The organism is Nonomuraea sp. NPDC050643, from assembly GCF_040654715.1.
In the GTDB taxonomy this organism is placed as follows: Bacteria; Actinomycetota; Actinomycetes; order Streptosporangiales; family Streptosporangiaceae; genus Nonomuraea.
This window is the reverse complement of sequence record NZ_JBFAIM010000098.1, coordinates 1-18,745: the sequence shown is the minus strand read 5'-3', so window position 1 is coordinate 18,745 and position 18,745 is coordinate 1. Positions and strand designations below refer to the sequence as shown.

Here is an 18,745-nt window from a genome sequence, read left to right as displayed (position 1 = left end):
CACCGGCATGAGGCATGCTCTTACCGCCGTTCTGGAGCGTAATTCCACTTTCACCGCCGACTTCGCCACCGAGCCGTACGAGGCCGGGTGGGCGGCGGAGGCGCGCTGGTTCGTGAAGACCCTGGCGCTGGAGGGCGAGGAGCCCGCGCTGGAGCTCACCGCCCAGATCTCCCCCGACGGCCTGCACTGGTGCGACGACGACGAGAGCACCGCGCGGATCACCACGGAGCCGGGACTGGTGTCCCTGCGGGTGCGCGAGTTCGGTCACTGGCTGCGGCTGCGCGCCACCCTGCGCGGCGGCGACCCGAAGGCGAAAGTCCTGATCTACCTGGCGCTCAAGAGCTGAGAGGAACAGACATGACTGCAACGGAGGGAGTGGGCAGGCGACGGTTCCTGGCCCTCCTGGGAGCCGGGGTCGCCGGCGCCTCCCTCCCCGCGTTCGCCACCGGGTGCGCCCCTGGCGGCCCGGGGACGGCGCCCGCGTCCGGGCGGAGCCGGCCGTTCAGCGCGGCCTTCTACCAGGCGATCAACGACCTGGATCCGCACGGCGCGAGCGCGGTCGACGAGGCGTCGCTGCTGGCCAACCGCCAGATCTACGACACCCTCGTGGCCAGGAAGGGCACCGGGCTCGCGCCGAGCCTGGCCACGAACTGGCGTCAGCCCGACGACACGACGTGGGAGTTCACCCTTCGCGACGACGTCGTCTTCCACGACGGCAGCAAGCTGACCTCGGCCGACGTGAAGGCGTCGCTGGAGCGGCTGATGAGCTCCGACGGACCCCAGAAGCCCCTGTGGAGCGCGCTGGACGCCGTCGAGGCCCCCGACGGAAGCACCATCAAGATCACCACCACGGATCCCCTCGGCACCCTGCTGGTGAACCTGACCCTCGCCTTCATCGTGCCCGCCGCCCAGATCGGCAAGGCGGACCTCTCCCGCAAGCCCATCGGCAGCGGCCCCTTCGCCGTCGAGTCGTTCACCCCGTCCTCCCAGCTCATGCTCAAGGCCACCGCGAACCACTGGGGCGGCAAGGCCAAGGTGTCCGGCCTGCGCATGCCGTACATTCCGGAGGCGTCCACGCGCATGACGTCGCTGCAGAACGGCGAGGTCGACGTCACCTGGATCATCCCGCCGGACGAGCTCAAGCGGCTGGGCGGCGTCGAGGGCGTGAAGATCGAGAGCGAGCCGGGCCTGAACTACTTCCTCGCCTGGTTCAACTGCGGCCGCGAGCCGTTCTCCGACCCGCGCGTGCGCCGCGCGCTGTATCGCGCGCTCGACGTCAAGACCATCGTGTCCAGCCTGTACGGCGACGCCGCCACGGTCATGGACGCGCCCATCCCGCCCGCGGTCTTCGGCCACGCGCCGCAGCAGCCGTACGACTACGACCCGGAGCTGGCCAAGCGCGAGCTGGCCGAGGCCGGCCACGGTTCGGGCATCCGCACCTCGATGATGTGGTTCAAGGACACCGGCCCGCTGGCCACCGAGCTGGCGCAGTCGATCATCTCGGCCTGGGCCAAGGTCGGCGTCGTGGTGGAGCCGCAGCAGATCGAGAAGGCCGCCTGGATCAAGCGGCTGACGGCGCTCGACTGGGACATCGAGCTCCAGGTCAACACCGTGACCACCGGCGACGCCGACTACACGCTGGGCCGGCTCTACACCAGCGAGGCCAACCGGATGGGCTACAAGAACAAGGAGCTCGACGGCATCCTCGCCAAGGCCAAGTCGACGCCCGATCAGGAGGAGCGCAAGTCGCTGTACGCGCGGGCGTGCGAGATCATCTGGCGTGACGCGGTCGGCGTCTTCCCCGCGGCGCTGTCGGCCACGTACGGGCTGCGCTCCTCGGTGACGGGATTCGTCCCGGTGGCCAACAGCCAGCCCGAGTTCCGCACGGTGTCGGCCGCGGGGTGATCCACGTGGACCGCGACCGAGTTTGGGGATGCCATGCGTGAGGCACGCCGCACGACCCTGAAGGACATCGCCGAGAGCCTCGGCGTGTCGGTGAACACCGTCTCCCGCGCCCTCGCCGACAAGGACAGCGTGGGCGTGGAGACCAGGAACCGGGTCAAGGCCGAGGCCGAACGCCTCGGCTATGTGCCGAACGTCATGGCGCGCAACCTGGTCCTGGGCTCCGCGAGCACGCTGGGCATGGTGATCACCAATCCGTCCAACCCGTTCTACGCCCAGCTCATCAGCGGGATGGAGCAGCACTGCCGCCGGCACGGCTACTCCTTACTGCTGATGGCGACGGAGGAGAGCCTGGCCAACGAGCGGCGCGCGGCCGAGGAGCTGCTGCGCCGGGGCGTGGACGGGGTCCTCGTGGTGACGGTGCAGGAGGGGGCCGACCACTGGCGGCGCTTCCGGTCCGCCGGGGTGCCCCTCGTCCTGATCAACCGTGACGTCCCCGAGCTCAACACCGACCTCGTCGGCGTCGACCACGTCAAGGGCGGCTACGAGGCCGTCCGGCACGTCGTCGCCCAGGGCGCCAGGAAGATCTACTTCCTGGAGGAGGACCTGGCCGTCTCGTCGGTCACCGACCGGGTGGAGGGCTACCGGCGGGCCATGGCCGACAGCGGGCTGCCCGTGGAGCCGGACACCATGATCAAGGTGCCGACCCGGCGGCTGGAGCAGAGCGCCATGCCGTGGGACCCGAGCGAGGCCTACCGCCTGGCCAGGGAGGTCGTGCGCAAGGCGCAGCGGCCGGTGGCCATCGTGGCCGGCAACGACTACTTCGCCCTCGGCGTCTATCGGGTGGCCGACGAGGCGGGGCTGCGCATCCCGGAGGACGTGCTGGTGGTCGGCTACGGCGGGCATCCGTTCGCCCCCTACGTCATCCCCTCGCTGACCACCGTGGAGCTGCCGGCGTCGGCGATCGCCAGGTCCGCCGTGGACCACATGCTGCGCCGCCTGAAGGACCCCGTGTCCGAGGGCTCGCCGGAGCAGATCCTGTTCCCGCCCCGGCTCGTGGCGCGGGCCTCCAGCGGAGGGGGCGGCACATGACCGCCTTCCTCGGCCGCCGGCTGGCCCAGGCGCTGCTGCAGATCTGGGGCGCGATCACGATCGTCTTCATCGCCCTGCGCGTGCTGCCCGGCGACCCCGCCGAGCTGATCCTCGGCAGTCAGGCGACCCCCGCCCAGCTCCAGGCGCTCCGCGCGGAGATGGGCCTGGACGATCCGCTGATGGTGCAGTATCTGAGCCACCTGGGAGACCTGCTGCGCCTGGACTTCGGCGACTCCTGGCGGCAGGGCGTCGGCGCCTTCCAGGCCGCCCTTGAGCGGTTCGGGCCGACGCTGACCCTGTCGGCCTGGGCGCTCGTGATCACGGTGGTGCTCGGCTTCCTGGCCGGCTCCGCCGCGGCCCGGCGCGCCAACTCCCTCACCGACCACCTGATCTCGGTGTCGTCGCTGGTCGGCCAGGCGCTGCCGCCGTTCTGGATCGGCATCATGCTGTCGCTGATCTTCGCGCGGGTGCTGCAGATCCTGCCCAGCACGGCCGACGGGACGATGGCCAGCCTGCTGCTGCCCGCCTTCACGCTGGCCCTGCCGTTCGTGGGCTGGCTGGGCCGGCTCGTACGGACCGGGATCCTGGAGGAGATGAACCAGGACTACGTCCGCACGGCGCGGGCCAAGGGCCTGAGCCGGCGGGTGGTCTTCTACATCCACGTCCTGCGCAACACCATGGTCCCGGTCGTCACCATGCTGGGCCTGCTCATGGGCAACTTCATCGCCAACGGCGTCATCGTCGAGGTGATCTTCGCCTGGCCCGGGATCGGCTCGCTGCTGGTGGACTCCATCACCTTCCGCGACTACGCCGTGGTCGAGGCCGTCCTCACCGTGGTCACGGTCTGCTACATCACGCTCAACCTGCTGGTCGACGTGCTCTACACCTATCTCGACCCCAGGATCCAGTTGGAGAACGCATGACGCAGCTCCAAGCCCCCGAATCCCCTCCGACCGCCGGCGGACGGCCCGCCGGAACGGTCCTGCGGCGGCTGGCCGGACTTCCGCCGCGGGCCTACCTCGCGCTGGGGGTGATGCTGCTGTTCCTGGTGGCCGGGCTGCTCGGGCCGCTGCTGCTGCCCTTCGACGCCGCCCGTACCAGCCCGATCGACCGGCTGCTGCCGCCCGGCAGCGTGCTGTCCGACGGCACGGTGGCCCTGCTCGGCACCGACCAGGTGGGCCAGGACCTGCTGTCGGAGGTGCTGGCCGGGATGCGCACCTCGCTGACCGTGGCGCTGGTGACCGTGCTCGTCGGCGGCACGGCCGGGCTGCTGCTCGGCCTGGTGGCGGGCTACTTCGGCGGCTGGGCCGACGGGATCATCTCCCGGCTCGGCGACATCCAGCTCGCCTTCCCCAGCCTGCTGCTGGCCATCCTGCTCGCCGGGGTCCTGGGCCCGAGCATGGTCAACGTGATCATCGCGCTGGCCGTGACCCGATGGGTGATCTTCGCCAGGGTGGTGCGCGGCTCGGCGGTCGCCGTCCGCGATCGGGAGTTCGTGGACTCGGCCCGGGTGATGGGCGCCTCCCACGGGCGCGTCCTGCTGCACTACATCCTGCCGTCGTGCCTGCCGCCCCTGCTCGTGGCCGCGACCGTGCAGGTCGGCCTGACCATGGTCGCCGAGGCGTCGCTGAGCTTCCTCGGTCTCGGGGCGCCGGCCTCCCAGGCGTCCTGGGGCTCGACGATCGCCGAGGGCCGCGACTATCTGGCCTCGGCCTGGTGGATCGCCGCCGCGCCGGGCGCCGCCCTGGCACTGGTGGTGGTGAGCATCGGGATCCTCGGCGACCTGCTGCGCGACGCCTCCGACCCGATGACGGAGCTGTGACGATGACGAACCAGGCAGCGCCCCACCTGCTGGCGGTCGAGGACCTGGCCGTGGAGTTCGACACACCCCAGGGCCCGCAGCGGGCCGTACGGGGGGTGTCGTTCGAGGTCGGCGAGTGCGAGACGCTGGCGATCGTCGGCGAGTCCGGCAGCGGCAAGAGCGTGACCGCGCAGACGGTGATGGGCCTGATCCCGCTGCGGGCCCGGGTGGCCGGCGGGCGCGTCGTGCTGGAGGGCCGCGACGTCGTCGGCCTGTCCGACCGCGAGTGGCGGAAGCTGCGCGGCGAGCGCATCGCGATGATCTTCCAGGACCCGCTGAGCGCGCTGAACCCGTCGCTGACCGTCGGCTATCAGATCGCCGAGATGTTCCGCAGGCACCGGGGCATGGGCCGCAAGGACGCCCGCCGCCGGGCGGCGGAGCTGATGGACCAGGTGGGCATCCCGGACGCCGCGCGGCGCCTGGACGACCACCCGCACCGCTTCTCCGGCGGCATGCGGCAGCGCGTCATGATCGCCATGGCGCTGGCACTGGACCCGCTGCTGCTCATCGCCGACGAGCCCACCACCGCCCTGGACGTCACCGTGCAGGCTCAGATCCTGCGGCTGCTGCGCGAGCGCCAGCGGACCGACCGGCTCGGCATGATCCTCATCAGCCACGACCTCGGCGTGGTCGCCCGCGCCGCCGACCGGGTGGCGGTCATGTACGCGGGCCGCATCGTCGAGACCGGCACCGTCGCCGAGGTCTACGAACGCCCGGCGCATCCGTACACGCTGGGCCTGATGCGGGCGGTGCCGACCTCGCGCGACGGCGGCGCGCCGCTGGAGGCGATCGAGGGGCAGCCGCCCTCCCTCACCGATCCGCCCACGGGGTGCTCCTTCCACCCGCGCTGCCCGTTCGCCAGGGACGTCTGCCGGGAGAGCGACCCCGAGCCGCGCGTGCTCGGCCCACGCCGGGCGAGCGCCTGCCACTTCACCGAGGAGGTGATCGCGAATGCCCGCGAGCGCTGAGCCCCTGCTGGAGCTGACCGATCTGGTCACCGGCTACCGCCTGCGCAGCGGCATCGGCCGCCGTGGCGGGGAGGTGCGCGCCGTGGCCGGGGTGAGCCTGACCGTGCGCGCGGGCGAGACCGTGGGGCTGGTCGGCGAGTCGGGCTGCGGCAAGTCCACGATCGCGCGGACCATCGTCGGCCTCGTCCGCCCCTCCAGCGGCACGGTCCGGTTCGAGGGCCGCGACCTGGCGGCGCTGTCCGGCAAGGAGATGCGCAGGCTCCGCCAGGAGATCCAGCTCGTCTTCCAGGACCCGTACGCCTCCCTGAACCCGCGCATGACCGTCGCCGCGCTGATCAAGGAGGCCTGGCGGATCCATCCGGGGCTGGTGCCGCGCGAGCGGTGGGACGACGAGGTGCGCGCCCTGCTGGACCGCGTCGGCCTGCGGCCCGAGCACGCCGGCCGCTACCCGCACCAGTTCTCCGGCGGTCAGCGGCAGCGCATCAGCATCGCCCGCGCCCTCGCGGTCCGGCCCCGGCTGATCGTCTGCGACGAGGCGGTGTCCGCACTGGACGTCTCGGTCCGGGCGCAGATCCTCAACCTGCTGCAGGACCTGCAGCGCGACCTGGGCGTGGCGTACCTGTTCATCTCGCACGACCTGGGCGTGGTCCGCCACCTCTGCGACCAGGTCGCGGTGATGTACCTGGGCAAGATCGTCGAGATCGGCTCCAAGGAGAGCGTCTACCGCGATCCGTCGCACCCGTACACGCAGGCGCTGCTGTCGGCCGCGCCGAGCCTGGACGACTGGCGCGGCGGTGAGCGCGGCGAGATCGTCCTCACCGGCGACGTCCCCTCACCGCTGGACCCTCCGTCCGGCTGCCGGTTCCGCACCCGCTGCTGGCGGGCGCAGGAGCGATGCCGGGACGAGGAGCCCGCCCTGGTCGACCGGGACACCGGTCACCCCGTCGCCTGCCACTTCCCCGAGCCCATCCCGACGGCGGCCGGCACCGGCCGCCTGGTGAAGGAGTGAATCCATGCGAGGCACGTTGTTCTCCGCGCTGGCGGCGGGCGCCGTCCTGTCCACGACGCTGATCGCCGGGCCGGCCGCGGCCGGTTCCACCTGCGCGGACGCGCCGCGGGCCCCTGTGGTCACCGGGGCGGTGTTCAGCGAGCCGGTGGGCGGCGACGCCGAGGCCATCGTGCGCCGGTTATGCGACCTCGTCCACCAGACCCCCGCCGGGGCGCGCATCCAGATCGCGCACTTCGTCATGTCCGGCACCGTCGGCGCCCAGTTCGCGGACGAGCTCGTCGGCGCCCACCGGCGCGGCGTGGACGTCCAGATCATCCTGGACGGCGACACCCGCGGCGCCACCGTCGCCGGCCGACTGGCCGCCGCGCTCGGCACCGACCGCACGGACGGCTCCTGGCTGCACGTCTGCACCGGCCCGATGTCCGGCGGGACCGCCGCCTGCATCGGCGACAAGGGCCAGCACAACAAGTTCTACCTGTTCACCCGCACCGGCCGGGCCACCGACGTGGTGGTGCAGTCGTCGGCCAACCTGACCGACCTCAACTCCACCACCTACTGGAACAACGCCGTCGTGCTCACCGGCAACCGCCGCCTGCACGCCGCCTACGCGAGCTACTTCGCCGACCTGGCCGCCGAACGCAAGAACCTCGACTACGACCGTGTCGTCCAGACCGGCGGCCCCGGCGGCTCGGTACGCGCGCACTTCCTCCCCACCACCGGCCCCGACCCCGTCGTGGAGAGCCTGGCCGGGATCTCCTGCAGGGGCGGCACCACCATCCGTGTCGGCATGTCCGAATGGGACACCTACCGCATCGCCATCCCCGAACGGCTGCGCGCCCTGGCCGCCCGGGGCTGCACCGTCCAGGTCGTGGCCGGGATCATGGACGACGAGGTCGCCCAGGTGCTGCGGAGCCCCGGCATCGACCTGCGCGTCCTCGGCTCCGGCAGCGCCCTGCCCGGCCGCGTCCACTCCAAATACCTGCTGATCGAGGGCCGGCACGACGGCCGCCGGGTCTACACCGGCAGCCACAACTACAACGAGACCTCCCTGCGCCGCAACGACGAGACCCTGCTGCGTCTCGACGACCGGGACCTCTTCCGCCAGTACGTCGCCAACTTCGAGACCATGCGGGCCGCGACCGCGCCGGCGTGACGGGCATTCCGGCCCGCCCCAACCTTCGACACGCCCCGTCCTGGCCGTGGGCACCGCTCTCCTCCTCGCCGCCCCGGTGGCCGCGCACGCCGCCACCGGCCCGGCCGCCGCCTGGCCCTCCTGTGTGAAGGCCACCAAGCGCGCTTCTAGGGCTTCGGGAAGAATTCGCCACACATGATGCAACCCTTCCGGTGAGCGGCGGTATCTGGGAGGTTGTGGATCTCTTGAGTGCGGACGAGGAGTACACCGCGTACGTCCGCAGCCGTCTGCTCTGGTTACGCCGGATCGCCTACTCGCTGTGCCAGGACTGGCACCGCGCCGACGACCTGGTGGCGGGCACGTTGTCGATCCTGGTCATGGCGAGGGTGGCGCGGCGGATGACCCGGTCCACGGTGCTGGGCTGCCTGGCCGGGCTGCTGCTCGCCCTCGACGGCCTGCACTTCGTGCTCTCGCGGACGGCGCTGCTCGACGTGTTCCTGATGTTCTGGGTGCTGGCCGCCTTCGCCTGCGTCGTGGCCGACAGGGACTGGGTCAGGCAGCGGTGGACCGAGGCGTCGCCACCGGCGCCGGCCTGGCTCCGGCCCGGCGTCCGGCCCTGGCGGGCGGCCGCGGGGATCTGCCTGGGGGCCGCGTGCGCCGTCAAATGGTCGGGTGTCTTCTTCCTGCTCGCCTTCGCCCTGCTCTCGCTGCTGTGGGACGCGGGCGCGTGGCGGGCGCTGGGACGGCGGCCGCGGCCGGCGGCGGCCCTGCAGGGTTTTGCGGGCGCGTTCACCCTGGTCCCCGGGGCGATCTACGTGCTGAGCTGGAGCGGCTGGTTCCTGCGGGCGGAGGGCTGGGGACGCGGCTGGGAGCAGGCCACCCAGGCGGGGCCGGGGTTCTTCGTCCTCGACTCGCTGCGGTCGTGGCTCGGCTACCAGGTCCAGGTGCTCGGCTTTCACACCGGTCTGGAGACACCGCACGCGTACATGTCGGAACCGTGGCAGTGGCCGCTGCTGCAACGTCCGGTCGCCTTCCACTACCAGAGCCCGCCGGACGCCTGCGCGGCCAAGGACTGCTCGCAGGCGGTGCTCGGGGTCGGCACGCCGGCGCTGTGGTATCTCGCGCTGCTCGCCCTCCTCGTGCTCGTCGCCCGGTACGTGGCCGTTCGGGACTGGCGGAACGGCGTCGTTCAGGAGGGCCACGGGGGCGGCCGTCGTCGGAGCGGGCGCGCTCCTCGTCCTGCTCGACTTCTGGTGGCTCCATCCGGTCCTGTCCGGCGAGACGATCACGTACGCCGAGTGGTGGGCTCGGATGGTGATGCGCTCGTGGGTGTGACCGCGCCCTGGAACTCCGGCCTGGATCACTTTTGCGCCTAAACTTCCCTTTCGTCACGGTGAACGGAGGAAGGCCGGGAGCACTTCCTGACACGCCGCGCGCCCGGAGAACGTCCCCCCGAGGAGAGCCATGGAAGACGACATGAACCACCCGCGACGATCGCCGGTGCCGGTGATCGGGCCGGAGGTCGTGGCGTGAGGATTTCGCGACGCGCGCAGGCCGTCGCCCCGTTCTACGCGATGGAGTTCGGCAAGCACGCCGCGACGCTGGAGTCCCAAGGGCACCACGTCATCAAGCTCAGCATCGGTGAACCGGACTTCGGCGCGCCCCCGGCCGTCCGGGACGCGATGCGTGCGGTCATGGACGGGCGGCCGATGCCGTACACGGCGGCGCTCGGGCAGCCCGAGCTGCGGCAGGCGATCGCGCGGTTCTACCGGGACGAGCACGGCGTCGAGGTCGACCCCGCCCGGGTCGTCGTGACCGCGGGGGCCTCGGCCGCCCTGGTGCTGGCCACCGCCGCACTCGTGGACGCGGGCGACGAGGTGATCATCGGCGATCCGTCGTACCCCTGCAACCGGCAGATCGTCGAAAGCTTCGGCGCCCACGTCACGCTCGTCCCCGCCACCGCCGAGACCCGCTTCCAACCGGACGCGGCATCGGTGCGGTCGCACTGGACGGACGGCACGCGCGGGGTCATGATCGCCACTCCGTCGAACCCGACGGGCACCTCGATCCCGGCCGGCGAACTGGCGGCGATCTGCGAGCTCGCCCGCGAGCGCGACGCGTGGCGCCTGGTCGATGAGATCTACCTCAACCTGAGCGACCACGACGACCAGGGCCGCCCGCCACGGAGCGTGCTGTCGTCCGATCCCGACGCCATCGTCATCAACAGCTTCTCCAAGTACTTCGGCATGACCGGCTGGAGACTCGGGTGGTGCGTCGTGCCGGAGCCCCTCGTCCCGGCGATGGAGCGCCTGGCCCAGAACTACTTCCTCTGCGCGTCCGCCCCCGCCCAGCACGCCGCGCTGGCCTGCTTCTCCGCCGAGTCCCTCGCGGTCTGCGAGGCCCGCCGCGTCGAACTGGCCGAGCGGCGCGCGCTCGTCCTGGAGGGCCTGGCCCGGATCGGGCTGCCGGTCCCCGTTCCGCCCGACGGCGCGTTCTACGCCTACTTCGACGTCAGCCACACCGGGCTCACCTCCTGGGGGTTCTGCGAGCGGGCGCTGCGGGAGGCCCACGTCGCCCTCACCCCGGGCAAGGACTTCGGCCTCCACACCGCCGGCACGCACGTCCGGCTCTCGTACGCGGCGTCGGCGGACGACCTCCGCGAGGGGATCGCCCGGCTGGGGAGGTTCGTGGCCACCCTTGGCTGAGCCGCGTTACCTATTCCAGCGAGCCCGCGCGCACGGTTTTTGAGGCCACGCTCCGGATTCGATTTCTCTCCCACATCCCTAGATTTGTCGCGATTCGGACTCTCTGGGACGTGGAGGAAACGCGTGCGCAGAAGAACCATCGGTCTGGCGACGGCCCTGGCCCTCACCATGGTGAGCACCATGCCCGCGGCGGCGCTCGCCTCGGCAGGGGCCCCGCGCGGGCCCGAGCTGCTGTCGCCGCGGCCGCCCGATGTCAAGACGCTGCCCGAGCCCGTGGCGCAGGCTCTGGACGAGGCGCGGAAGCTGGCCGAGCAGCACCCCGACGACTTCGGCGAGCCGTGGGTGGATCCGGAGACGGGCCAGGTGGTCCTCGCGACGGTGACGGGAACCGCCGGCCGCCTGGCCGCCGCTCAGGGGAAGGACGTCGTCCAGCGGCAGGTCGCCCGGAGCAGGGCCGTACTGGAGAGGATCAAGGACGGCGCGATCGGGCAGCCGGACATCCCGGACGGGGCCGCCGTCCGGATGACCCGCATCGACGCCGAGCACAACCGGGTGATCGTCACGGTGAACAGGACCACCGACGCGCTGCTCCGGGCGCTGACGGCCAGGTACGGAGCCGACGCCTTCGCCGTCGAGGTCGACCCCGCCTTCAACCCCTCCAAGTCCAGCCGCTCCGACGAAGGACCCCACAACTGGGGAGGCGCCGCGGAGATGACGATCCGCCGGGCACCCGACGGGAGCGTGGCCGGATGCTCGTCCGGCATTCCCGTCTGGATGCCGGGTGACAAGTCGGGGATGCTGACCGCGGGCCACTGCATCCCCAAGGGCGGTTTCGTCTTCAACGGCAACGACACCAACTACATGGGCTGGGTCAGCGAGAACGACAGGGAGAACTGGTATGACGGCCGGGGGAGCACGCTGATCCCCGGCCAGAGCGTCTTCAGGGGCGACCTCGCGCTGATCGAGATCCCCAACGGGACCAGCGGCTACTACATCTATCGCGGATCCGTCAGCAACGCCTACACCTCGATCATCGGCCAGCTCGCGCCCCGGCGCACGGGCCTGGGCGACCAGTACTGCAGCAGCGGCTACAAGACCGGCGAGCTCTGCGGGTGGAAGGTCTCGAACTACGGGGTCAACATCAGCTACAGCGGCGGCGAGATCGTACGCAACGTCGTGTCCGGCTACAAGAGCGGCACCTGCACCGGCCACGGTGACTCGGGAGGCCCGACGTACTTCGTCATGTCGAACGGCCGGGTCCAGGTGAAGGGCATCCACTCGGGCGGCAGCAACCTCGACGGCTCGGGCGACTGCAGGGAGTACTTCACCGACGTGTGGGACGCCCTCGACGCCTTCCCCGGCATCTTCCCCCGCGTGCTGCCCTGACTCTGGTCAGCGCACGGAGGAAGGGGCACAATGATCCACTGTGCGCGAGTCGATCTTGACGGCGAGGGTGCGGGAACGGCAGGTCGTGGACGGGCTGCTGGCCGGCATGGCGGACGGCGGGAGCGGCGCGCTGATCATCACAGGCGAGCCGGGCATCGGCAAGACCGCGCTGCTCGAGCACGCGGGCGCCGCTGAAGGGTTCCTCCTGCTGCGCGCCAACGGCGTGGAGGCCGAGACCGAGCTCCCTTTCGCCGGGCTGCACCAGCTCCTTCAGCCCGTCATGCACAGGCTGAAGGCGCTGCCGCGCACCCAGGCGGCCGCCCTGCGCGGCGCGATGGGGCTCGGCCCCGCCGCCGGGGACCGGTTCCTGGTCGGCTTGGCCGTCCTGACGCTGCTGGCCGAGTGCGGTCCCGTGCTCTGCCTGATCGACGACGCGCAATGGCTCGACAAGCCCTCGGCCGACACGCTGATCTTCGCCTCCCGCAGGCTGAACGTCGAGGCCGTGGTGCTGCTGTTCGCCGCCAGGGACGACTGGCCCGCGCCCGCCGGGCTCGGCGAACTCCACCTGACGGGGCTGGACCCGGCCGCCGCCGAAACGCTGCTGCGCGAGCGGGCGCCCGGGCTCACCCCGCGCATGCGCGAACGGATCATGAACGAGGCGCTCGGCAACCCGCTCGCGCTGATCGAGTTCGCGGCGACGGCCGAGGCCGCCGAGCCGCAGGGCTTCGGCGGCCCGCGGGCCGCTCTGCCGATCACCCGGAAGTTGCACGAGACGTTTCACCGCCAGGTCGACGCGCTGCCGGACGCGGTGCGGCGCCTGCTGCTCCTCGCGGCCGCCGACGACACGGGCGACCTGGAACTGGTCCTGCGAGCCGCGGACCTGCTCGACGGGCCGGCCGAAGCCGAGCGAGCCCTGGAGGCGGCCGAGACCGCGGGCCTGGTGCGGATCGACGACGGTGTGCTGGCGTTCCGGCACCCGCTGGTCAGGTCGGCCGTCTACCAGGGCGCGCCCTTCACCCGCCGCTGCGCGGCCCACCGCGCGCTGGCCGACGTCCTGCTCACCTACGGCGACGCCGCCGATCGCAGGGTCTGGCACCTGGCCCTGGCCGCCACCCGATCCGATGACGCCATCGGGGCCGCCCTCGAAGGGGTGGCCGACCGGGCAGGCGGCCGGGCCGGGTACGCCACGGCGGCCGCCGCCTACGAGCGGGCCGCCCACCTGACCGCCGATCGCCGCCTGCGCGGTCTGCGGCTCTCCTACGCGGCCGAGGCGGCGGTCCAGTCGGGTCAGCTCGGGCAGGCGCGTGACCTCGCGCACCGCGCCGAGTCGCTCACCCACGACCCCGCCCTGCTGGCCGGTCTGGCGAGGGTGCGCGCCGCGGTGGAGTTCGAGCAGGGCTGCCCGTCGGACGCGGGGGAAGTCCTGATGAAGAGCGCCGAGTCCATCGAGCGGACCGACCCCGAACGCGCCGCGCTGATGCTGGCCGACGCCATCCGCAACTTCTCCTTCAGCGGCGACGCCGGCCCGGCGCACGACGCCGCGGGGCGGCTGAGCCACATCGACGTGCCACCGGGCTCGGCCCTGGCGCCGCTGGTCAGGGCGATGCGGGCGATGGCCGGCCTGCTGGAGGGCGGCGGCAGCGTCGGAACGCCCATCCACGAGCTGATCGCGGCGGCGCACCGCCTGCCGGCCCACCGGCCCGCCGAGCGTCTCCTCGCGGCGTCGCTCGCCCTCATCACGGCCCAGGACACGATCGCGCTCGAGCTCGCCGAGCCCGTCGCCGAGCACGCGAGGACGCGCGGCATGATCGGGATCCTGCCGCACGCGCTCGAGATCATCGCCGAGGCGCAACTGCTCGGCGGACGGCACGTGGACGCCCTCGCCAACGCCACCGAGGGGTACGCCATCGGCCGCGACATCGGCCAGCTCCACCGCTTCGCCCATCTCGGCGGCGTACTGGCCTGGCTGGCGGCGATCGGCGGCGACCACGAGCGCTGCCGCATGCTGGCCGAGGCGGGCATCCGCTACGGGAACGACCACGGAGTGGTGACGGCCGGAGCGCTCGGCACGTGGGCGCTCGGCCTTCTCGAGCTGGGCATGGGACGCGCGGCGCAGGCCGTCGCCCACCTGGAGGCGGTGCGGCACCCCATCGTCGCCGTGTGGTGCGCCGCCGACCTCATCGAGGCGGGGGTACGCGCCCACCGGCCCGAGCTCGCCGAGCGGTCACTGCGGACGTTCATGGAGTGGGCCCGGTCGGTCAGGCAACCGTGGACCTCGGCCATGGCGCTCCGCTGCCGGGCCATGACGACCTCGGGCGGTGGCGCGGGGGAGTACTACGAGGCCGCGATCGAGGTCCACGAGCGCTACCCGCAGCCGTACCAGCACGCCCGTACGTGCCTGGCCTACGGCGAGTGGCTGCGCAGGCGGCGCAGCCGGGCCAGGGCGGGGATCCAGCTCAGGACCGCCCTGCGGATCTTCGAGGACCTCGGCGCACGGCCCTGGGCGGACCGGGCGCGGGCCGAACTGGACGCCGCCGGCGAGGCCCGGCCGGGACACGGGACCGACGTCGCGAGCCTGCACCGGCTCACCCCCCAGGAACTCCAGGTCGTCCGGCTGGCGGCGGCCGGCCTCACCAACCGCGACATCGCCGGGCAACTCTTCCTCAGCCCGAAAACGGTGGCCCAGCACCTCTACAAGGCCTATCCGAAGCTGGGCGTGACGTCCCGAACCCAACTCGGCCACCTGGACCTCGGAACGCCCGCGGCCACCGCCCGTCCGTGACGCGCGTGCGGTCAGGGACGGCCCTGCCGATGCCGCCGTCGATGCCGCCATCGCGGTGGGCGTCGCGGTCGTCAGCGGTGGTCGGCGTCCGGCTCGGCGTCGCGGTCGTCTGTGGCGAGCAGGGCGGTCAGGCCGCCGCGGGCGTCCTCGATCACGATGGCCTCGGCCGCCGCTGAGTCGCCCGCGCGGAGCGCGCGGACCAGCGCACGGTGGCTGGCGTAGCGGTCGAGGCCGAAGTTCGGGTCGTGGGCCACGCGTTCGAGGCGACGGGCCCGGCTCTCGGAGCGGGAGAACACCCGGGTCTGGTCGAGCAGGCGCACCAGGACCGGGTTGTCGGCACAGGCGCTGACGGCGTCGTTGAACCGCTGCATCGTGTCGAGGAGCTGGTTGACGTTGCGGGTCATCGGGGCGCCGTCGCGATGGCGCTGCTTGATGAGGATCAGCAGGTCGTCGGCCTCGTCGAGGATGGCGTCGAGGTTGTCGAGCTGCTCGGACGTCACATGGCGGGCCGCGAACCTGGCCACCATCCCCCGCAGCGCGACCTCCACCTCGGCGAGCTCCTGCAGCGCGGTGTCGCCGATGGTCGAGACCTTCACCGTGCGGGGACCCGTGCGCTGGAGCAGGCCGTCCTGCTCCAGCCGCCTGATCGCCTCACGCACCGGTGTCGGGCTCACGGAGAGCCGCTCGGCCAGGCCGCGCTCCGTCACCTTCTGGCCCGGCCGGAGCTCGCCCGTGACGATGGCGGCCCGGACCGACTGGTAGGCCCGGTCGGCGAGGGTGTCGCTGCTGAGCGTTGCGAGGGATTCGGTGGCCACGGCCGTAGCTTACCTCCCCGCAATGGCAGCGAAATAGGCAACTGTTGACGATGATGCTATAGCAAATGTACGGTCGCGATGTCGCAGCGCCCACGACCGTTCGAGGGAGACATGGTGTCTCGCGTCCTGATCACCACCGACTATCTGAGGCCGGATGACGAGGTCGATCGATACCTGCGCCAGGCCGGACACGAGACCGCGCACCTGCCGATGCGCGGGCGGCGCGACCCGGAGGAGCTGGCGGAGGCCCTGCGCGGAGCCGAAGCGGCGCTGATCGCGAACGAGCCGATGACGGCCGGCGTGCTCGCGCGTGCGTTCGGCATGACGGTGCTCTGCAGCACGAACGTGCCCGCCGGCGAACGTCCGGACGAGTCCGCCCGCGTCAGCGATCGGTCCGGCGGACCGGCGCCCACCGTCGAGCCGTCCGGCGAGTCGGTGCGGTTCAGTGAGCCGTCGGGCGAGTCCGTGCGCCTCGTCGAGCGGTCCGGCGAGTCCGTGCGCTTCGTCGAACTGGACGAGCTCCTGGCCGACTCCGACTACGTCTCGGTCCACACGGCGCTCACCGAACGGACCCGGGGCCTGCTCGGCGAAGCGGCGTTCCGCCGGATGAAGCCGGGTGCCGTGCTCGTGAACACCGCGCGCGGCCCGATCGTGGACGAGCGGGCGCTCGCCGACGCCGTACGCTCCAGCGAGATCGCCGGGGCGGCGCTGGACGTGGTGTGCGTCGAGCCGCTGCCCCCGGACAGCCCGCTGAGGGACGTGGACGGGATCGTCGTGTACTCGCACCTGGCCGGCCAGTCAGCCGAGGCCCGCCGAGCCGCGGGACTTGCGGGCGCCGCCGAACTGGTCGCCTCACTCAAGGGCGCTCCCCGGTTCGCGATCACCCTCCCGGCCACCCCGCGAACCGCGCCGGTACCGGCATGAGCCGTGCGGGCTTGAGCGGTGCCGGCGTGAGCAGCGCGGGCGTGCGTGGTGTCGGCGTGAGTGGTGCGGGCGTGCGTGTGGCGTACCGGATCGCGGTCGTTTCGGGCGATGGGATCGGGACCGCGGGCATCCCGGCCGCGTTGGCGGTGCGGGGGACGCCGGGCGATCGCTTCTTCCGCCTCGACCACTTCGACTGGTCCTGCGAGCGTTACCTGAGGACCGGCCGGATGACGCCCCAGGACGGGCCCGACACGTTCTCCGGCCACGACGCGATCCTGCCGGGCGCCGTCGGCCGGCCGGCAACCCCGGCGTGAGGCCGTGAGGCCGAGTGATCCGACCCCGACCCCTCCGTCCGAGAAAGAAGCGAAGCATGGACAACACACCGGTCGACTCCGTCCGGATCATGACGCCCGTCGGCATGCTCGGTGCCGGATGGGACGAGGCCACGATAGAGCGCGGGCTGTCGCTCGGCGTCGACGTGATCACCGTGGACGGCGGCTCCACCGACTCCGGCCCGTACTACCTCGGGTCGGCGACGGCGAAGACCGCCGCGCAGGCGGTGGCCCGCGACCTGCGCAGCCTGCTCAAGGCGGCGGCCCGCGCGGACGCGCCGCTGATCATCGGCTCCTGCGGCACCAGCGGCACCGACAGCGGCGTCGACTGGGTGGCCGCGATGGTCACCGAGATCATGGCGGAGGAGGGCCTGGACCTCGCGGTCGCGCGGATCTACAGCGAGCAGGACGCGGCCGGCCTCAAGGAACACCTCGACGCCGGCCGGATCCACCCGCTGCCGCCCATGGGCGAGATCCGGGCCGAGACGCTGGAGAGCTGCACCCACATCGTCGGGATGATGGGCCACGAACCGATCGTCGAGGCGCTCCAGGCGGGCGCCCAGGTCGTGCTCGCCGGCCGCGCGACCGACACGGCGGTGACGGCGGCGTACCCGCTGATGAAGGGCCTGCCGGCCGGGCCGAGCTGGCACGCCGCCAAGATCGTCGAGTGCGGCGGCCAGTGCACCACCGATCCGCGCGCGGGCGGGGTGCACACCACGATCGACGCGGGCGGGTTCACGATCGAGCCGCTCGACCCGGGCAACGCGTGCACGCCGTACACGGTCGCCGCCCACATGCTGTACGAGACGGTCAACCCGTTCGAGATGCGTGAGCCCGCCGGAACCCTGGACGTGCGCGAGGCGACGTACGTGGCCGTGGACGAGCGTACGGTCCGGGTCGAGGGATCGCGGTTCCCGGTCGCCGACCGGCACACCGTCAAGCTGGAGGGCGCCCGGGTCACCGGCTACGAGACCATGTCGTTCAGCGCCGTCCGCGATCCGCTCATCCTCGCCGACGTCGAGTCCTGGGCCGGCCTCCTGCGCACCCACCTGCGGCGGCGGGTCCGCCAGACCCTCGGGCTCAAGGACGACGAGTACGCCTTCGACCTGCGCCTCTACGGCCACAACGCGGTGCTGGACGACCTCGAGTTCGACACCAGCCCGCCGCGCGAAGTGGGCGTGATGCTCCTCGTCAACGCCCCCGACCAGGCCACCGCCACGGCGGTGGCGAAGATCGCCAACCCGCTGATGCTGCACATGCCGACGCCCGAGATGCACTACCTGCCCAGCCTCGCCTTCGCGTCCTCGCCGGCGGAGGTCGAGCGCGGCCCGGCCTACGAATTCGTGCTCAACCACGTCGTCGACAGCATCACGCCCACCGGCATGTTCCGCATCGAATACGGAGACAAGCACCGTGACTGACACCCCAGCGCGCCCCATGGCGCCTCCGGCCACCATCGGTGACCTCGCACTCGAGGTCCGGTCCAAGAACGCCGGCCCCTTCTGGGTGACGATGGAGCTGTTCATGCGCGACGCGGACGGCTACCGGATCGTGGCGGACGAGACGTTCCTCAACGAGCAGGTGATCGCCGGCCTCTACCGCGTCGACGCCCGCACGATCCAGGTGTTCCGGATCCCGTCGCTCAACGTCGTCAAGATCTCCTTCCCGCGGCCCGTCACGCAGGGATCGCTGCGCGACCGCGACATGCACGCCGGCCAGCACCACGTCCCCCTCGCCGTGCTCCCCGTGCCCGCCACGTCGCCCGCCACGTCGCCCGCCACGTCGCCCGCCACGTCGCCCGCCACGTCGCCCGCCACGTCGCCCGCCACGCCGCCCG

General features: G+C 72.1%; 17 protein-coding genes. 16 read left to right on the top strand and 1 reads right to left on the bottom strand.

Features of this window, described 5'->3' with window-relative positions:
• Window positions 1-7 precede the first annotated feature (7 nt).
• The 12 genes from AB0I15_RS61585 to AB0I15_RS61530 all read left to right on the top strand — a co-directional run bounded on the left by AB0I15_RS61585 (window position 8) and on the right by AB0I15_RS61530 (window position 14,837).
• The gene (locus AB0I15_RS61585) at window positions 8-346 is read left to right on the top strand and encodes a hypothetical protein (RefSeq protein ID WP_358118751.1); all 339 of its coding nucleotides are present in this window, start codon (window positions 8-10) and stop codon (window positions 344-346) included.
• Between the two features lie 11 nt (window positions 347-357).
• Window positions 358-1,905, top strand: a complete 1,548-nt coding sequence (locus AB0I15_RS61580) for an ABC transporter substrate-binding protein (protein WP_358118749.1) — start codon at window positions 358-360, stop codon at window positions 1,903-1,905.
• Between the two features lie 33 nt (window positions 1,906-1,938).
• The gene (locus AB0I15_RS61575; protein ID WP_358118748.1) at window positions 1,939-2,994 is read left to right on the top strand and encodes a LacI family DNA-binding transcriptional regulator; all 1,056 of its coding nucleotides are present in this window, start codon (window positions 1,939-1,941) and stop codon (window positions 2,992-2,994) included.
• Window positions 2,991-3,917, top strand: a complete 927-nt coding sequence (locus AB0I15_RS61570; protein WP_358118746.1) for an ABC transporter permease — start codon at window positions 2,991-2,993, stop codon at window positions 3,915-3,917. Before AB0I15_RS61575 ends, AB0I15_RS61570 begins: the two co-directional genes overlap by 4 nt.
• Window positions 3,914-4,816 (top strand): ABC transporter permease, encoded by a 903-nt coding sequence (locus AB0I15_RS61565; RefSeq protein WP_358118744.1) that lies wholly within the window; start codon window positions 3,914-3,916, stop codon window positions 4,814-4,816. Before AB0I15_RS61570 ends, AB0I15_RS61565 begins: the two co-directional genes overlap by 4 nt.
• Before the next feature lie 2 nt (window positions 4,817-4,818).
• Complete coding sequence (locus AB0I15_RS61560) at window positions 4,819-5,823, top strand: ABC transporter ATP-binding protein (RefSeq protein WP_358118743.1); 1,005 nt, start codon at window positions 4,819-4,821, stop codon at window positions 5,821-5,823.
• Window positions 5,807-6,832, top strand: coding sequence for a dipeptide ABC transporter ATP-binding protein (locus AB0I15_RS61555; protein ID WP_358118741.1), 1,026 nt, complete (start codon window positions 5,807-5,809; stop codon window positions 6,830-6,832). Before AB0I15_RS61560 ends, AB0I15_RS61555 begins: the two co-directional genes overlap by 17 nt.
• Window positions 6,833-6,836: 4 nt before the next feature.
• Window positions 6,837-7,985, top strand: coding sequence for a phospholipase D-like domain-containing protein (locus AB0I15_RS61550; RefSeq protein WP_358118739.1), 1,149 nt, complete (start codon window positions 6,837-6,839; stop codon window positions 7,983-7,985).
• Between the two features lie 215 nt (window positions 7,986-8,200).
• Complete coding sequence (locus AB0I15_RS61545) at window positions 8,201-9,340, top strand: phospholipid carrier-dependent glycosyltransferase (protein ID WP_358118738.1); 1,140 nt, start codon at window positions 8,201-8,203, stop codon at window positions 9,338-9,340.
• Window positions 9,341-9,493: 153 nt separating this feature from the next.
• Window positions 9,494-10,669, top strand: coding sequence for a pyridoxal phosphate-dependent aminotransferase (locus tag AB0I15_RS61540; protein WP_358118736.1), 1,176 nt, complete (start codon window positions 9,494-9,496; stop codon window positions 10,667-10,669).
• A gap of 123 nt (window positions 10,670-10,792) precedes the next feature.
• The gene (locus AB0I15_RS61535) at window positions 10,793-12,055 is read left to right on the top strand and encodes a S1 family peptidase (RefSeq protein ID WP_358118734.1); all 1,263 of its coding nucleotides are present in this window, start codon (window positions 10,793-10,795) and stop codon (window positions 12,053-12,055) included.
• 40 nt (window positions 12,056-12,095) lie between these two features.
• A complete protein-coding gene (locus AB0I15_RS61530) occupies window positions 12,096-14,837 on the top strand; it encodes a LuxR C-terminal-related transcriptional regulator (protein ID WP_358118733.1) in 2,742 nt (913 codons plus the stop codon).
• 71 nt (window positions 14,838-14,908) lie between these two features.
• Here AB0I15_RS61530 and AB0I15_RS61525 read toward each other — a convergent pair whose 3' ends face one another.
• Window positions 14,909-15,652 carry a GntR family transcriptional regulator gene (locus AB0I15_RS61525; RefSeq protein ID WP_358118731.1) on the bottom strand — a complete coding sequence of 248 codons (744 nt, stop codon included), beginning with the start codon at window positions 15,650-15,652 and terminating at the stop codon, window positions 14,909-14,911.
• A 111-nt stretch (window positions 15,653-15,763) separates the two neighbouring features.
• On the opposite strand from AB0I15_RS61525, the gene AB0I15_RS61520 reads away from it, so the two are divergent.
• From AB0I15_RS61520 to AB0I15_RS61505, 4 genes are all read left to right on the top strand, one after another.
• Entirely contained in the window at window positions 15,764-16,576 is an 813-nt protein-coding gene (locus AB0I15_RS61520) for an NAD(P)-dependent oxidoreductase (protein WP_358118730.1), read from the top strand.
• 71 nt (window positions 16,577-16,647) lie between these two features.
• On the top strand, window positions 16,648-16,890 hold the full coding sequence (locus tag AB0I15_RS61515; protein WP_358118728.1) for a hypothetical protein: 243 nt from the start codon (window positions 16,648-16,650) through the stop codon (window positions 16,888-16,890).
• Between the two features lie 56 nt (window positions 16,891-16,946).
• Window positions 16,947-18,329, top strand: coding sequence for an acyclic terpene utilization AtuA family protein (locus AB0I15_RS61510; protein WP_358118726.1), 1,383 nt, complete (start codon window positions 16,947-16,949; stop codon window positions 18,327-18,329).
• Window positions 18,322-18,745, top strand: a 424-nt coding sequence (locus AB0I15_RS61505) for a DUF4387 domain-containing protein (RefSeq protein ID WP_358118724.1), incomplete at its 3' end; no start/stop codon positions are given. The genes AB0I15_RS61510 and AB0I15_RS61505, both read left to right, overlap by 8 nt.

Excerpts from the sequence above, each read along its gene's own strand:
- AB0I15_RS61570 (WP_358118746.1), top strand. The coding sequence starts at position 2,991 with ATGACCGCCTTCCTCGGCCGCCGGCTGGCCCAGGCGCTGCTGCAGATC.
- AB0I15_RS61565 (WP_358118744.1), top strand. The coding sequence starts at position 3,914 with ATGACGCAGCTCCAAGCCCCCGAATCCCCTCCGACCGCCGGCGGACGG.
- AB0I15_RS61510 (WP_358118726.1), top strand. The coding sequence starts at position 16,947 with ATGGACAACACACCGGTCGACTCCGTCCGGATCATGACGCCCGTCGGC.
- AB0I15_RS61580 (WP_358118749.1), top strand. The coding sequence starts at position 358 with ATGACTGCAACGGAGGGAGTGGGCAGGCGACGGTTCCTGGCCCTCCTG.
- AB0I15_RS61575 (WP_358118748.1), top strand. The coding sequence starts at position 1,939 with ATGCGTGAGGCACGCCGCACGACCCTGAAGGACATCGCCGAGAGCCTC.
- AB0I15_RS61555 (WP_358118741.1), top strand. The coding sequence starts at position 5,807 with ATGCCCGCGAGCGCTGAGCCCCTGCTGGAGCTGACCGATCTGGTCACC.
- AB0I15_RS61550 (WP_358118739.1), top strand. The coding sequence starts at position 6,837 with ATGCGAGGCACGTTGTTCTCCGCGCTGGCGGCGGGCGCCGTCCTGTCC.
- AB0I15_RS61520 (WP_358118730.1), top strand. The coding sequence starts at position 15,764 with ATGGTGTCTCGCGTCCTGATCACCACCGACTATCTGAGGCCGGATGAC.
- AB0I15_RS61560 (WP_358118743.1), top strand. The coding sequence starts at position 4,819 with ATGACGAACCAGGCAGCGCCCCACCTGCTGGCGGTCGAGGACCTGGCC.
- AB0I15_RS61585 (WP_358118751.1), top strand. The coding sequence starts at position 8 with ATGAGGCATGCTCTTACCGCCGTTCTGGAGCGTAATTCCACTTTCACC.